The sequence below is a fragment of the Streptomyces sp. CS113 genome (assembly GCF_002188365.1).
GTDB classification, from domain to species: Bacteria; Actinomycetota; Actinomycetes; order Streptomycetales; family Streptomycetaceae; genus Streptomyces; species Streptomyces tendae.
Map to the genome: position 1 here is coordinate 6,325,550 of NZ_KZ195574.1, position 13,792 is coordinate 6,339,341.

Below are 13,792 nucleotides of genomic sequence, written 5' to 3' on the forward strand. Positions count from 1 at the left end.
GCAACGGCCCGGGGAGGGGGGACATGGCCAGACGCGAGAGAGTCATGCGGATGTCGGTCGAGCAGCCGCTGTGGCGCGCGCTCGCCGGCTACCGCGTGCTCACCATGCTGTACGCGATCGGCTTCTTCGCCACCGCCTACTCCGGTTTCGCCCGGCCCTGGCTCGCCGTCGGCTACTACGCGGTCCTCCTCGTCTGGACCCTGGCCACCCTCCCCAGGGTCGCGAACGCCGCGAGCTGCACCAAGCGGTTCCTCGCCGCCGACCTCACGGTCGCGCTGACCGGCATCCTGCTCACGCCCTTCGCCGACGCCCACGAACGCGTCATGGACGGCGGACCGACCCTGCCGTCGATATGGACCGCAGGGTCCGTGCTCGCCTTCGCCATCAAGGGCGGCTGGCGCTGGGCCGCCGTGGCCTCCACCCTCGTCGCCGTCGCCAACCTGGTCGAACGCGGCACCGCGGCCCGCGACACCGTCCACAACGTCATCCTCGTCTGGGTCGCCTCCATCGCCATCGGCTACGTCGTCGAGGTCGCCCGCGCCTCCGAGCGCACCCTCGCGCGCGCCCTGGAGATCGAGGCGGCGACCAGGGAACGCGAGCGGCTCGCCCGGGACATCCACGACAACGTCCTCCAGGTGCTGGCCATGGTGCAGCGCCGGGGCGCCGTCATCGGCGGCGAGGCGGCCGAGCTGGGCCGGCTGGCCGGTGAGCAGGAGGTGGCCCTGCGCACCCTGGTCTCCGGCGGCCTGGTACCCGTCTCCCGCGTCTCGGAGGACGCCGCCGAGGGCGCGGTCGTCCGGGTGGTCGAGGAACCGGAGGGGGCGGACCCGGACGCCCCCGCCGATCTGCGCGCGCTGCTCGCCCCGTACGCCGGATCCCTGGTGAACCTCGCCGAACCGGGCGCCCCGGTCCTGCTGGCCCCGGCTGCCGCGCGGGAGCTGGCGGCCGCCGTGGGCGCCGCGCTGGACAACGTCCGCGCGCACGTCGGTGAGCGGGCGCGCGCGTGGATCCTGGTCGAGGACGAACCGGACGAGGTGGTCGTCACCGTCCGCGACGAGGGGCCCGGCATCCCGGAGGGGCGGCTCGCCGAGGCCGAGGGCGAGGGACGGCTGGGCGTGGCCCTGTCGATCCGCGGCCGGCTGCGCGACCTCGGTGGCACGGCCGAGCTGATCTCGGTGCCCGGGCAGGGCACCGAGGTCGAACTGAAGGCACCGAAGAAGACCGTCGGTACCACCGCGCGGGGGAAGGCAGCGAACCATGAGTGAACGACAGACACCCGGGCGGCAGGAGTCCGAGGGACAGGCCGCCGAACGGCAGGCCGCCGAGGGGCAGGCCGCCGAACGGCAGGAGTCCGAACGGCAGGAACGCGACCGGCACGACCGCGACCGGCAGGACCCCCGGCGACCGGACCGGATCAAGGTCATGGTCGTCGACGACCACCCGATGTGGCGCGACGCGGTCGCCCGCGACCTGGCCGAGTCCGGCTTCGACGTGGTCGCCACCGCGAGCGACGGCGACCAGGCGGTGCGCCGCGCCCGCGCCGCCGCCCCCGACGTCCTGGTGCTCGACCTCAACCTGCCCGGCAGGCCCGGCGTCCAGGTCTGCAAGGAGGTCGTCGGCGCCGACCCGCGGCTGCGCGTGCTCGTGCTCTCGGCGAGCGGGGAGCACGCCGACGTGCTGGAGGCGGTCAAGTCCGGCGCGACCGGCTACCTGCTCAAGTCGGCCTCCACCGAGGAGCTGCGGGACGCGGTGCGCCGTACGGCCGCCGGTGACCCGGTCTTCACTCCGGGGCTGGCCGGACTGGTCCTCGGCGAGTACCGCCGCCTCGCCTCCGAGCCCGCGCCCGCCGCGGGCACCGACGACCCCGGCGCGCCCCGGCTCACCGACCGGGAGACCGAGGTGCTGCGCCTGGTCGCCAAGGGCCTGAGCTACAAGCAGATCGCCGAACGCCTCGTCATCTCGCACCGCACCGTGCAGAACCACGTCCAGAACACCCTCGGCAAGCTCCAGTTGCACAACCGCGTGGAGCTGGTGCGGTACGCGATAGAACGGGGTCTGGACGACGCGTGACCCGCGCGGGACAGTGGAGTGGCCTCAACCACCCACTGTGGCAAGGGGATTACGCGATGAAGGTCGGAGTACTGACCGGAGGCGGCGACTGCCCCGGGCTCAACGCCGTCATCCGGGCCGTCGTCCGCAAGGGCGTCCAGGAGTACGGCTACGACTTCACCGGCTTCCGGGACGGCTGGCGCGGCCCCCTGGAGGGCGACACCGTCCCGCTCGACATCCCGGCCGTCCGCGGCATCCTGCCCCGCGGCGGCACCGTCCTCGGCTCCTCGCGCACCAACCCGCTCAAGCAGCGGGACGGCATCCGGCGCATCAAGGACAACCTCGCCGCACTCGGCGTCGAGGCCCTCATCACCATCGGCGGCGAGGACACCCTCGGCGTCGCCACCCGCCTCGCCGACGAGTACGGCGTGCCCTGCGTCGGCGTTCCCAAGACCATCGACAACGATCTGTCCGCCACCGACTACACCTTCGGCTTCGACACCGCCGTCGGTATCGCCACGGAGGCCATCGACCGGCTGCACACCACCGCCGAGTCCCACATGCGCGTCCTGGTCGTCGAGGTCATGGGCCGGCACGCCGGCTGGATCGCGCTGCACTCGGGCCTGGCCGGCGGCGCCAACGTCATCCTCATTCCCGAGCAGCGCTTCGACGTCGAGCAGGTGTGCTCCTGGGTGACCTCCCGCTTCCGGGCGTCCTACGCCCCGATCGTGGTCGTCGCCGAGGGCGCGATGCCGCGCGACGGCGACGTGGTGCTCAAGGACGAGTCGCTGGACTCCTACGGGCACGTCCGGCTGTCCGGGGTCGGCGAGTGGCTGGCCAAGCAGATCGAGAAGCGCACCGGCAAGGAGGCCCGCACCACCGTCCTCGGCCACGTCCAGCGCGGCGGCACACCCAGCGCCTTCGACCGCTGGCTCGCCACCCGCTTCGGCCTGCACGCCATCGACTGCGTGCGCGACGGGGACTTCGGCAAGATGGTCGCCCTGCGCGGCACGGACATCGTCCGGGTCCCGATCGCCGAGGCCACGGCCCGCCTGAAGACGGTCGACCCGGCGCTGTACGAGGAGGTCGGGGTGTTCTTCGGCTGACGCCCGGCGCAACGGCCCGCTGACCGGCGACGGCGGGCCCGGAGTCGTATATTCGGCCCGGAGCCCACCACGACGGGAGCGGTCATGGAGATCCTTGCCTTCGGCGTCCAGGCCGACGAGAAACCCCTGATCGAGCGGGCCTTCCGCGACCACGAGGACGTCCGCTGCCTGGACGTCTTCCTGAACGAGGACACCGCCCCCATCGCGGCCGGCCACGAGATCGTCTCCACGTCCGTCAACGCCGACCTCGGCGCGGCCGTCCTGGAGATCCTCGCGGCCGGCGGCACCCGGATGGTGGCCCAGCGCTCCACCGGTTTCAACAACGTCGACCTGGACACGGCCGAGCGGCTCGGCATGACCGTCTCCCGGGTGTCGTACTACTCGCCCCACTCGGTCGCCGAGTTCGCCTGGGCCCTCGCCATGGCCGTCAACCGGCGGATCGTGCGCGCCTCCATCCGCACCCGCGACTTCGACTTCCGGCTCGACGGCCTGATGGGCCGCGACCTGCACGGCCGCACCGCCGGCGTGCTAGGCACCGGCAAGATCGGCGAGGCCTTCGCCCGGATCGCCCACGGCTTCGGCATGCGGCTGCTCGGCTGGGACGTCGCCGAGAACCCGGCCTGCGCCGAACTGGGCATGCGCTACGTCCCGAAGGACGAGCTGCTCGCCCGCTCCGACCTGATCACCCTGCACGTCCCGCTGATGGCCGAGACCCGGCACCTGATCGACGCCACCGCCCTGAAGGCGATGCGGGACGACGCCATCCTGATCAACTCCAGCCGCGGCGGCCTGATCGACAGCGCGGCCCTGGTCGGCGAGCTGCGCGCGGGCCGCTTCGCGGGCGTGGGCCTGGACGTCTACGAGGCCGAGGCGGGCCTGTTCTTCCTCGACAAGTCCCTGGAGGCCGTCGAGGACGACACCCTGGCCCGCCTCGTCACCTTCCCGAACGTCCTGGTCACCTCGCACCAGGCGTACTACACCGAGGACGCCGTCGGCCAGATCGTCGACGCCACGGTGCGCAACGTCCTCGACTACCGTGAGGGCCGCCGCTCGGAGAACGTGCTGGTCCCGCGCAGCTGACCGGCCAGCTCCCGCACGATCGCGGTGCCGTTCAGCGTCAGCACCGACTCGGGGTGAAACTGGACGCCGGCGAAACCCGGCCCGCGCAGCGCGTGCACCTCGCCGTTCGCGGCCCGGCTCACCTCGATGCCGCGTGCGGCCAGCCCGGCGGCCGCCCGGTCGTCGCAGCGCGCGGTGAAGCTGTTGTAGAAGCCGACCGTCTCCGGCCGCCCGAACAGGTCGATCCCGGTCTGCGCACCCTGGTACGGCACCTCCTTGCGGGCGATGCCGAGCCCCAGCTCCGCCGCGATCAGCTCGTGCCCGAGGCAGACGCCGAGGACGCCGTTCCGGTTGGCGCCGAGCACCTCGGCGGTCAGGGACCGCAGGAAGCGCATCTTCGGGTCGGCCGGGTCCGTGGGATCACCGGGGCCCGGACCCAGCACCACCGGGCCGCCCCCGTGCCCGAGCACCGCCTCGCGCAGCCCGGGCGCGTCGTACCGCCGCACGCTCACCGCCAGCCCCGAGGAGCGCAGCACGTGGGCGAGCATCGCCGTGAAGGTGTCCTCCGCGTCGACGACCAGGGCGTGCCCGGACAGCTCGGCCGACGGCTCCTGCATCCGCAGCCAGAACGGGGCCAGCGAGGCGCGGCGCCCGTCCAGCGCGGCCCGCACCCGGGGGTCGTCCGCGAGCCTCGGCCGCCCCGCCTCCGTACGCGGCCGGGACGGGCGTACGCCCAGCGCCGCCAGCACGCCGGCCGCCTTGGCGTGGGTCTCCGCGACCTCGCCCGCCGGGTCCGAGCCGCGCACCAGCGTGGCGCCGACCGGCACCCGCAGCCGCCCGCCGGCGTCGATGTCGGCGGTACGGATCAGGATGGGGGAGTCGAGGGTCTGGGCCCCGGCCGGCCGCCCCGGCCCCTCGCCCGGGTCCCGCCCGAGCAGCGCCAGCGCGCCCGCGTAGTAGCCCCGGCCGCCGGCCTCGTGCCGCTCGATGACCCGGCAGGCGTTCTGCACCGGCGAGCCGGTGACCGTCGCCGCGAACATGGTCTCCCGCAGCACCTCCCGCGCGTCCAGGGAGGACTTCCCGCGCAGCTCGTACTCGGTGTGCGCGAGGTGCGCCATCTCCTTGAGCCGCGGGCCGACGACCACCCCGCCCATGTCGCCGACGGTGCACATCATCTTCAGTTCCTCGTCGACGACCATCGACAGCTCCTCGATCTCCTTGCCGTCGGCGAGGAAGTCGAGCAGGTGCTCGGGCGTGGGCCCCTCGGCGGGGTAGCGGTACGTGCCGCTGATCGGGTTCATGACGACCGTGCCCCCGGACATCCGCACGTGCACCTCCGGGCTGGCGCCCACCAGCGTCCGGTCCCCGGTGTGCACGACGAACGTCCAGTACGCGCCCCGCTCGCCCGCCAGGAGCCGCCGGAACAGCGCCAGCGCGTCGGCCCGCCCGAACCCGGGGATCCGGCCCTGGTACGTCCGCCGGATCACGAAGTTGGCGCCCTCGCCCCGTCCGATCTCCTCGTCGAGGACCCGGCCGACGATCCGCGCGTACTCCTCGTCGCCGACGTCGAACCCGCCGCCCTCGACCCGGACCTCGTGCGCGGGCAGCCGGTCCAGGGCCTCGGCGAGCGGGACGGCGTACCGCTCCTCGGGGGTGAGCATCAGCAGCGGGGTGCCGTCGTCGCGGACGTCGAAGCCGCGCTCGCGGATCTGCCGGAAGGGGACGAGCGCCAGCCCCTCGTCGGGCAGGTCGGCGAGCCGGTCGTGCTCCGTGACCGGGCCGACCAGCAGTTCCACCAGGTCGTGGTCGTGGCCGGGGGCCCGGCGGCGGAGCAGGGCGAAGGGGCGGGGGTCGGCCAGGAGGCCGTCGAGCGGTGTGGCGGGCGACGACGTGGGCGGTGTCATGGGTGGTGTCCCTCGGTTGTCGAGGAGGGACGGGCCCGGTCGCGGAAACACCGAAGGCCGCCCCTCGGGCGGCCTTCGCGGAGTCTTGTGTCGCGCGCAGTCAGTGGGCCGCCGGATGAGCGGTCCACCACCAGTTCTGGGTCGAGTGCGCGAACATGCCGCCGACCCTAGCGCATCCGCGCGCGGGCCGGCGGCGTTCGCCTCAGATGATCATGCCGTAGGTGTTCCAGCCGCCGCCGACCCTGGCGCGGGCCTTGAACGGCGCCGCGGCGCTGCCGGTGCCCTGGTAGTACCAGAGCACGCCGTCCTTGTCGCGGGCGATCAGGTCCGGCACCCCGTCGCGGTTCAGGTCGCTCGGGCCGTTCAGCACGTCGTAGACCGACCAGCCGCCGCCGATCCTGCTGCGGCCCTCGAACGGCGCCGCGGCGTTGCCGGTGCCCTTGTAGAGCCACAGGACACCGCTCTTGTCGCGGGCGATCACGTCCGCCCTGCCGTCACCCGTGAGGTCACCGGTGTCGACCAGCGCGTTGTAGACCGACCAGCCGCCGCCGACCCTGGACTTGGTCGCGAAGGGCGCGGAGGTGCTGCCGGTGCCCTTGTACAGCCAGAGGACGCCGCTCTTGTCGCGGGCGATCAGGTCCGGCCTGCCGTCACCGTCGAGGTCGCGGGCGCCGATGATCGTGTCGTAGACGGACCAGCCGCCGCCGACCCGGGTGCGGGACTCGAACGGCTCCGTCAGGTCGCCGCTGCCCTTGTAGTACCAGAGCACACCGCTCTTGTCGCGGGCCACCACGTCGCCGGTGCCGTCGGCGCGCAGCGCCGTCATCGTGGTCACCGCGTTGTAGGTGTTCCAGCCGCCGCCGATGCGGAAGCGGCTGTAGAACGGCGAGGACGCGCTGCCGGTGCCCTGGTACTGCCACAGCACGCCCGAGGAGTCCCGGCCGAGGACGTCGTACCGGTCGGTGCCCGGGTCGGGCGCGGTGCCCTTGACCAGCTGGACGTCGGCCGTGCGGACGTAGCCGACGCGGTGGTTGAAACGGATCGGGTAGTACGTGGTGTTGCCCACGACCACCGTGCGCGAGCCCACGCCCGAGCCGTCGATGTTGCCGCTGTTGTAGTACGAGCCCTTCATGGCCGCGCCGGCCAGGGCGTACTTCTGCCCGGCCAGGACGCCGTACTTGGTCAGCGACTCGTTGTTCTTGCTCTGGACCGGCACTCCGGTGCCCGTGTACGCGCTGTCCTCGGGGTAGGCGCGGCCGTACACCGGGACGGAGCTCGCCCCGGCCTTGGCCATGACCACGTTCGGCGTGCCGACGGCGGTGGCGAACTGGCCGCCCCGGTTGGGGAACCAGGCCTTCTTGCCGCCGTACCAGATGGCCGTCCAGTCCTGCCGGGCCTCGGCGACCACGAACTCGCCGCCGGCCAGGACCTTGTTGCCCCAGTTCCAGCCCTCGGTCCAGGTCTGGCTGCCCAGGTACGGATCGGTGAGCGTGGCCGAGGAGGTGGAGGCCGAGGAGTACAGGTAGCTGAAGTTCGCCGGCTGCTTGGGGACCGAGGAGCCGCCGTTGGTGATCTTCGGCTGGTTGGCCGTGGTGAACGGCGGGACGACGCGGATCACCTGGCCGGCCTTGTACGGGCCGCCCGGGCCCTCGGCGCCGGTGGGGGCGCCCAGCAGGTCCATGTAGTGGTTCCAGTCCCAGAACGGGCCCGGGTCCCAGTGCTGGGACTTCACGTTGCCGTCCAGGACGCCCGGGACCTCGTCGTGGCCGAGGACGTGCTCACGGTCCAGCGGGATGTCGTACTTGCCGGCCAGGTACTTCACCAGCGCGGCCGAGGACTCGTACTGCGGCTCGGTGTACCAGCTGCCGTCCTTGATCGCGTAGCCCTCGTGCTCGATGCCGATCGAGTGCATGTTGAGGGTCTTGTTGGCCGCGTGCCAGGCCTCGTCCTTGTTCTGGACCAGCTGGGTGACCAGACCGTCGGAGGCGCGGATCAGGTAGTGCGCGCTGGCGTACGACAGGGAGTTCTGGAACACGCCCAGGGCGCTGCTGTAGCTGCCCTCGGTGTCGTGGATCACGATCGAGGTGATCTCGTGCCCGGCCGTGGGACGGCTCGCGACGTTGTAGTTGCCCCAGTCGTCGATGCCGCCGTTCTGCTTGTAGGCGGCGGGCCGGAAGTCGCAGTTCAGGCCGGACGGGCACTCGGGGGCCGGGGCGGCGGAGGCCGCGGCCAGCTCCAGGTCCGTCGTCTTCTTCGGCCGCACCGCCGGGTCGGCCGGCAGGCTGAGCGACTGGCCGTCGGCGGTGACGCGCCGCTCGCCGGTCCTGACCGACTCGAACACGCGCTGCGCGAAGAGCTGCGCGCCCTTGGTGTCGGTGGCCTGGCTGGCCCGGGCCACCGCCGGGTACCAGGCACCGGGGTCCGCGGGCAGCGAACCGGTGGCGTCCTTCTGGTACTGGGCCAGCAGCGCGGCACCCGCCCGGATGCTCTCGCCGGTGTCGCTGCGCACCTTCTCGGCCGACGTGTCGATGAGGCCGGCCGCCTCGTCCAGGGTGTGCAGCCGCGGGTCGTCGGTGTCGACGGGCTTCTCGTCGAGGCTCTTGAGCGCCTTGTCGGCGTCGAAGTGCTTCTCGACGACCGGGTCGCCGCTGCGGTTCATGTGCTCGAGCCGGTGCTCGCGCTCCTCGGCGGCGCCGGCGTTCTCCAGGCTGTCCTCGTCGACGTCCGTGAGCCCCATGACGTTGTAGGCGCCGGTGGTGCTCGGCAGCCCGTCGTGGTCCTCCCAGCGCGTCTGCCGGTACGAGACCGCCATCAGCACGCTCTGCGGGACGTCGAACTCCTCGGCGGCCTGCTCGAACTCGCTCTGGAGCCGGGCCCCCGGGGCCACGGCCGCCTGCGCCTGGTCCGAGCCGAGCAGACCCGGCGAGGCCAGGGCCAGGCCGCCGGCCGTGGCGGCGACGGCCACCGCCGAGGCGATGCCGTAGACGAGCAGTCTCTTCTTCTTGCGGTCCCTGCGGTGATCCGCGCTCAAAACCCCACCCCGGTGTGCGCTCGATATGAATATGTACGAGAGTCGTCTGTGATCCGAACTCAGGAGGCGCGTGAGGTTACCAACCCGGTCGCCGCGGTCCGCACCGGGGTCCCGTCTCACCTGTCGAGCCGGGCGAAAACGGCGTGGCGCGACCCCGTAGGGTTGAGGGGTGACCGTGAACGCTAAGACCAGCCCGAGCGCTGGCAACACCTGGCGAGACCTGCCCGCGGCGCAGCAGCCCGAGTACCCCGACACCGAGGCTCTGCGCGCAGTCATCGCGGACCTCGAGTCGTATCCGCCGCTCGTCTTCGCGGGCGAGTGCGACCAGCTGCGCGCCCGGATGGCGGCCGTCGCCAAGGGAGAGGCGTTCCTCCTCCAGGGCGGCGACTGCGCCGAGGCCTTCGACGCGGTGTCCGCGGACCACATCCGCAACAAGCTCAAGACGCTGCTCCAGATGGGCGCCGTCCTCACCTACGCCGCGTCCGTGCCGGTGGTGAAGGTCGGCCGGATCGCCGGCCAGTACTCCAAGCCGCGCTCCAAGCCCACCGAGACCCGCGACGGCGTGACCCTGCCGACCTACCGCGGCGACTCCGTCAACGGCTTCGACTTCACCGAAGCGGCCCGGATCCCGGACCCCGAGCGGCTGAAGCGGATGTACCACGCCTCGGCGTCCACGCTGAACCTGGTGCGCGCCTTCACCACCGGCGGTTACGCCGACCTGCGCCAGGTGCACGCCTGGAACCAGGACTTCGTGAAGTCGTCCCCCTCCGGCCAGCGCTACGAGCAGCTCGCCCGGGAGATCGACAACGCGCTGAACTTCATGCGGGCCTGCGGGACGGACCCGGCCGAGTTCCAGACCGTCGAGTTCTTCTCGTCGCACGAGGCGCTGCTGCTCGACTACGAGTCGGCCCTCACCCGCGTCGACTCGCGCACGGGGCAGCTGTACGACGTCTCCGGGCACATGGTGTGGATCGGTGAGCGCACTCGGCAGCTGGACCACGCGCACATCGAGTTCGCCTCGCGGATCCGCAACCCGATCGGCATCAAGCTCGGCCCGTCCACGACGGCCGAGGAGGCGCTGCAATACATCGAGCGCCTGGACCCGGAGCGGGAGCCCGGGCGGCTGACCTTCATCGTCCGGATGGGCGCGGACAAGATCCGCGACAAGCTCCCCGAGCTGGTGGAGAAGGTCACCGCGTCCGGCGCGACCGTCGCCTGGATCACCGACCCGATGCACGGCAACACCTACGAGGCCGCCTCCGGTCACAAGACCCGCCGCTTCGACGACGTGCTCGACGAGGTCAAGGGCTTCTTCGAGGTGCACAAGTCGCTCGGCACCCACCCGGGCGGCATCCACGTGGAGCTGACCGGCGACGACGTCACCGAGTGCGTGGGCGGCGGCGACGAGATCTTCGTCGACGACCTGCACCAGCGCTACGAGACGGCCTGCGACCCGCGGCTCAACCGCAGCCAGTCGCTCGACCTGGCCTTCCTGGTGGCGGAGATGTACCGGGACCAGTGACGGTCCGCCCCTCGACGGGCGGGTGAAATGGGGCGCGGGTCACACGGGATCCGCGCCCCTCGCACTTTTGCCGGCCTGGCGCGATGGGTAAGGTTAGGTTTGCCTCACCGATCAGTCGGGCCCTCCGGTCGTCGGTACGGCACGACCTTGTACCCCGCCCGGGAGGTGAACCGCGTGTTCGTTTGCAGCTGCTTCGGTGTCACCGAGGAACAGGTGAAGAGCCACGCGGAGGCCGGCGCGTGCACGCCCCGGCAGATCGCCTCCGCCTGCAAGGCGGGCACCGACTGCGGCGGCTGCGTACGACGCATCCAGGCCCTGCTCGGGCGCGGCGCCTGCCCCCGCCGGCAGCTGGCCGACCAGGGCGCCCCGGTCCTCTCGGAGCTTCCCGAGGCGGCCTGAGACCCGTGTCGGGTCAGAGCGAGCCCGGTCCGGACGGGTCCGGCTGGGTCTGCTCGATCACCGTCGACAGGTAGAGCGACTCGCCCAGCTTCTCGATCAGGTCGAGCTGGGTCTCCAGGTAGTCGATGTGATGCTCCTCGTCGGCGAGGATCGCCTCGAAGACGTTGGCCGACGTGATGTCGTGCTTGGCCCGCATCACCTCGATGCCCCGGCGCAGCCGGTCGATCGCCTCCAGCTCGATCTCCCGGTCGGCCTGGAACATCTCGGTCACGCTCTGGCCGACCCGCACGTGGAAGAGCCGCTGGTAGTTCGGCAGGCCGTCCAGGAGCAGGATGCGGTCGGTGAGTACCTCGGCGTGGCGCATCTCGTCGAAGGACTCCGCGCGCGTGTACTTCGCGAGCTTGGTCCAGCCCTTGTGGTCCTGCAACTTCGCGTGCAGGAAGTACTGGTTGATCGCCGTCAGCTCGGCGGTCAGCTGCTCATTGAGGAACTCGATGACTTCCGGGTCGCCCTGCATCGCTTGACGCTCCTTCGAACGGGAACAGGCGTGTTGCGCGGCATGATTGCACCGGCATCGAAGATCGTCCAGTAAGTGTTGACTTAGTAAGTAAGTACAGGCTTAGTCGGCTTAGTCGTTCTTGTGGATGTTTGCCCGAATGTAAGAGAGGTGGGTCCGGGGCATCGGCCCGGGTCTGTCAGGATGGAGGCATGGGTCAGCCGGTGGAAGACGGATCGGGAGAAGACGGTTCGCAAGGAGCGTCGCGGTTCGAGCTCCCGCCCGGGCAGCGGCTACAGCGCGGCTGGCCCGTCACGCACTACGGACCGGTCCCCAAGTTCCGCCCCGAGCGCTGGGAGTTCCGGGTCTTCGGCGCCACCACCGACGACGAGAAGCACGGCTGGTCCCACGACGAGTTCACCGCCCTGCCCTACACCACGGTCGTCGCCGACCTGCACTGCGTCACGAAGTTCAGCATGCTCGGCGCCGAGTGGGGCGGCGTCCCGGCCGCCGTGATCCTCCGGCTCGCCCCGCCCGCGCCCGACGTCACCCATGTGATGGTGTGGGCCGAGTACGGGTTCAGCTCCAACCTCCGGCTGTCCGACTTCGCCGCCGGGCGGACCCTCTTCGCCACCCACAAGGACGGCGAGCTGCTCACCGCCGAGCACGGCTTCCCGCTGCGGCTGATCGTCCCGCACCTGTACGCCTGGAAGGGCCCGAAGTGGGTGCGCGGCATCGAGTACATGACCGCCGACCGGCGCGGCTTCTGGGAGGAGCGCGGCTACCACAACGTCGGCGACCCCTGGAAGGAACAGCGCTACTCCTACCAGGAGGAGCCCGGGGACGGCCCCGAGCTGTGATCCCGCCCCGCTCGGCGGATCAGCCGTCGCGCAGCCTCTTCAGCCGCGCCACGTCCGCCGCGTGCCCCTCCTTGCCGCCCGGCGTCTCGATGACCAGCGGCACACCCTCGGTCGCGGGGTGCGTCATCAGCGCCCGGAACGGGTCCTCGCCGATGTGACCGGCGCCGATGTTCTCGTGCCGGTCCTTGTGGGCTCCGGCCACGTCCTTGGAGTCGTTGGCGTGGATCAGCTTCAGCCGGCCCTCGCCGACGGTGTCCACCAGCAGGTCGAGGGTCTGGTGCATGCCGGACGGGCCGGTCAGGTCGTGCCCCGCCGCGAAGATGTGGCAGGTGTCCAGGCATACGCCCAGCTTCGGATGGGCGTCCAGCGCCTCGAAGTACGGCCCGAAGTCCCAGGTCCGCGAGCACAGGGAGGAGCCCTGGCCCGCCGTCGACTCCAGCAGCAGGTACGGGTCGTCGTCGTGGGTCAGCTCGTCGAGCAGTGGCAGCAGGTGCTCGCGCACCTGCTTCAGCGCCACCGAACGGTCCCGTCCGCCGGTCGCGCTGCCGGTGTGCACCACCACGCCGAGCGCGCCGATCGCCCGCCCGCGCCGCAGCGAGTGCCGCAGCGACTCGGCCGACCGCTCCACCGTCGCCTCGGTGTGCGAGCCGAAGTTGATCAGGTACGGGGCGTGCACGTACGCCGGGACCGACCCGGCCGCGCAGGCCTCGCGGAAGGCCTCGTCCTGCTTCGGGTTGCCGGCCGGGGTGGCCCAGCCGCGCGGGTTGGCGACGAAGACCTGCACGGACTCCGCCTCCAGCTCACGGGCGTAGGACAGGCCGACGGAGTGCAGTCCGCCGGCCACCGGGACGTGGCCGCCGACGGGGTTGCGCGGCGTGGGGGAGGGGGATGCGGTGCTCATGTCCGCACCAAGGATGCCAGGACGTGTGGGCGGACCCCGGATCAGGGTACGACTGCACCAGCGCACCGGCGCTGCCGAGCCTGGGGAGGGTGCACATGGGGGACGTCGTCAGCTTCGCGCTGCCGGACGGCGGCCGGGTCCTGGTCGAACCGGCCGACGAGGACGTCTACGGACTTCAGGAGATCTCGGTCAACGGAAGCACGGTCGTCCGGCGGGCCCAGGAGGGCCTCGGCGAGGCCCTCGACGGCATCCGGCGCATGGCCGCCGAGGCGCACACCCGCATGACGTCCCTCGCCGTCGCCCCGCAACGGCTGGAACTGGAGTTCGGGGTGAAGCTCAGCGGGGAGGCGGGTGCCGTCGTGGCCAAGGCGACGGGAGAGGCCCACCTGATCGTGCGTGCCGTGTGGGAAAGCTGAGGGGCGGCCTGCCCGGCGGACCGGGTGTCCGGATCCGGCCGCGGGGGAG

General features: G+C 71.8%; 13 protein-coding genes. 8 read left to right on the forward strand and 5 right to left on the reverse strand.

The window, feature by feature from the left end; translation table 11 throughout:
• The first annotated feature begins 23 nt into the window (after window positions 1–23).
• The 4 genes from macS (at window position 24) to B9W62_RS28395 (ending at window position 4,235) form a co-directional block, all read left to right on the forward strand.
• Window positions 24–1,265 carry a MacS family sensor histidine kinase gene (gene macS / locus B9W62_RS28380; RefSeq protein WP_087809809.1) on the forward strand — a complete coding sequence of 414 codons (1,242 nt, stop codon included), beginning with the start codon at window positions 24–26 and terminating at the stop codon, window positions 1,263–1,265.
• A 157-nt stretch (window positions 1,266–1,422) separates the two neighbouring features.
• Window positions 1,423–2,070 carry a response regulator gene (locus B9W62_RS28385; protein ID WP_087812149.1) on the forward strand — a complete coding sequence of 216 codons (648 nt, stop codon included), beginning with the start codon at window positions 1,423–1,425 and terminating at the stop codon, window positions 2,068–2,070.
• A 56-nt stretch (window positions 2,071–2,126) separates the two neighbouring features.
• Window positions 2,127–3,155 carry a 6-phosphofructokinase gene (locus tag B9W62_RS28390; RefSeq protein ID WP_087809810.1) on the forward strand — a complete coding sequence of 343 codons (1,029 nt, stop codon included), beginning with the start codon at window positions 2,127–2,129 and terminating at the stop codon, window positions 3,153–3,155.
• A gap of 84 nt (window positions 3,156–3,239) precedes the next feature.
• Window positions 3,240–4,235 (forward strand): 2-hydroxyacid dehydrogenase, encoded by a 996-nt coding sequence (locus B9W62_RS28395; protein WP_087809811.1) that lies wholly within the window; start codon window positions 3,240–3,242, stop codon window positions 4,233–4,235.
• Here the strand turns inward: B9W62_RS28395 and B9W62_RS28400 are convergent.
• The 3 genes from B9W62_RS28400 to B9W62_RS28410 all read right to left on the reverse strand — a co-directional run bounded on the left by B9W62_RS28400 (window position 4,187) and on the right by B9W62_RS28410 (window position 9,149).
• On the reverse strand, window positions 4,187–6,118 hold the full coding sequence (locus B9W62_RS28400) for an anthranilate synthase family protein (protein ID WP_087809812.1): 1,932 nt from the start codon (window positions 6,116–6,118) through the stop codon (window positions 4,187–4,189). The two genes, B9W62_RS28395 and B9W62_RS28400, sit on opposite strands and share 49 nt — an antisense overlap.
• 100 nt (window positions 6,119–6,218) lie before the next feature.
• Window positions 6,219–6,275, reverse strand: coding sequence for a trp operon leader peptide (locus B9W62_RS41265; protein WP_071528813.1), 57 nt, complete (start codon window positions 6,273–6,275; stop codon window positions 6,219–6,221).
• A 45-nt stretch (window positions 6,276–6,320) separates the two neighbouring features.
• Complete coding sequence (locus B9W62_RS28410; RefSeq protein ID WP_087809813.1) at window positions 6,321–9,149, reverse strand: N-acetylmuramoyl-L-alanine amidase; 2,829 nt, start codon at window positions 9,147–9,149, stop codon at window positions 6,321–6,323.
• A gap of 169 nt (window positions 9,150–9,318) precedes the next feature.
• Between B9W62_RS28410 and B9W62_RS28420 the strand changes: the two genes are divergently transcribed.
• Window positions 9,319–10,671: a class II 3-deoxy-7-phosphoheptulonate synthase gene (locus B9W62_RS28420; RefSeq protein WP_003976701.1), complete on the forward strand. Its 1,353-nt coding sequence runs from the start codon at window positions 9,319–9,321 to the stop codon at window positions 10,669–10,671.
• A 165-nt stretch (window positions 10,672–10,836) separates the two neighbouring features.
• Window positions 10,837–11,070, forward strand: coding sequence for a (2Fe-2S)-binding protein (locus B9W62_RS28425; protein ID WP_164883559.1), 234 nt, complete (start codon window positions 10,837–10,839; stop codon window positions 11,068–11,070).
• Between the two features lie 13 nt (window positions 11,071–11,083).
• On the opposite strand, the gene bfr is transcribed toward B9W62_RS28425, so the two are convergent.
• A complete protein-coding gene (gene bfr, locus B9W62_RS28430) occupies window positions 11,084–11,587 on the reverse strand; it encodes a bacterioferritin (RefSeq protein ID WP_007448529.1) in 504 nt (167 codons plus the stop codon).
• Window positions 11,588–11,778: 191 nt separating this feature from the next.
• Between bfr and B9W62_RS28435 the strand changes: the two genes are divergently transcribed.
• Window positions 11,779–12,426, forward strand: a complete 648-nt coding sequence (locus tag B9W62_RS28435; RefSeq protein ID WP_087809815.1) for a sulfite oxidase-like oxidoreductase — start codon at window positions 11,779–11,781, stop codon at window positions 12,424–12,426.
• A gap of 19 nt (window positions 12,427–12,445) precedes the next feature.
• Here the strand turns inward: B9W62_RS28435 and B9W62_RS28440 are convergent, their stop codons facing one another.
• Entirely contained in the window at window positions 12,446–13,327 is an 882-nt protein-coding gene (locus tag B9W62_RS28440) for a deoxyribonuclease IV (RefSeq protein ID WP_087809816.1), read from the reverse strand.
• 95 nt (window positions 13,328–13,422) lie between these two features.
• Between B9W62_RS28440 and B9W62_RS28445 the strand changes: the two genes are divergently transcribed.
• A complete protein-coding gene (locus B9W62_RS28445; RefSeq protein ID WP_087809817.1) occupies window positions 13,423–13,743 on the forward strand; it encodes a CU044_2847 family protein in 321 nt (106 codons plus the stop codon).
• Window positions 13,744–13,792: the final 49 nt, after the last annotated feature.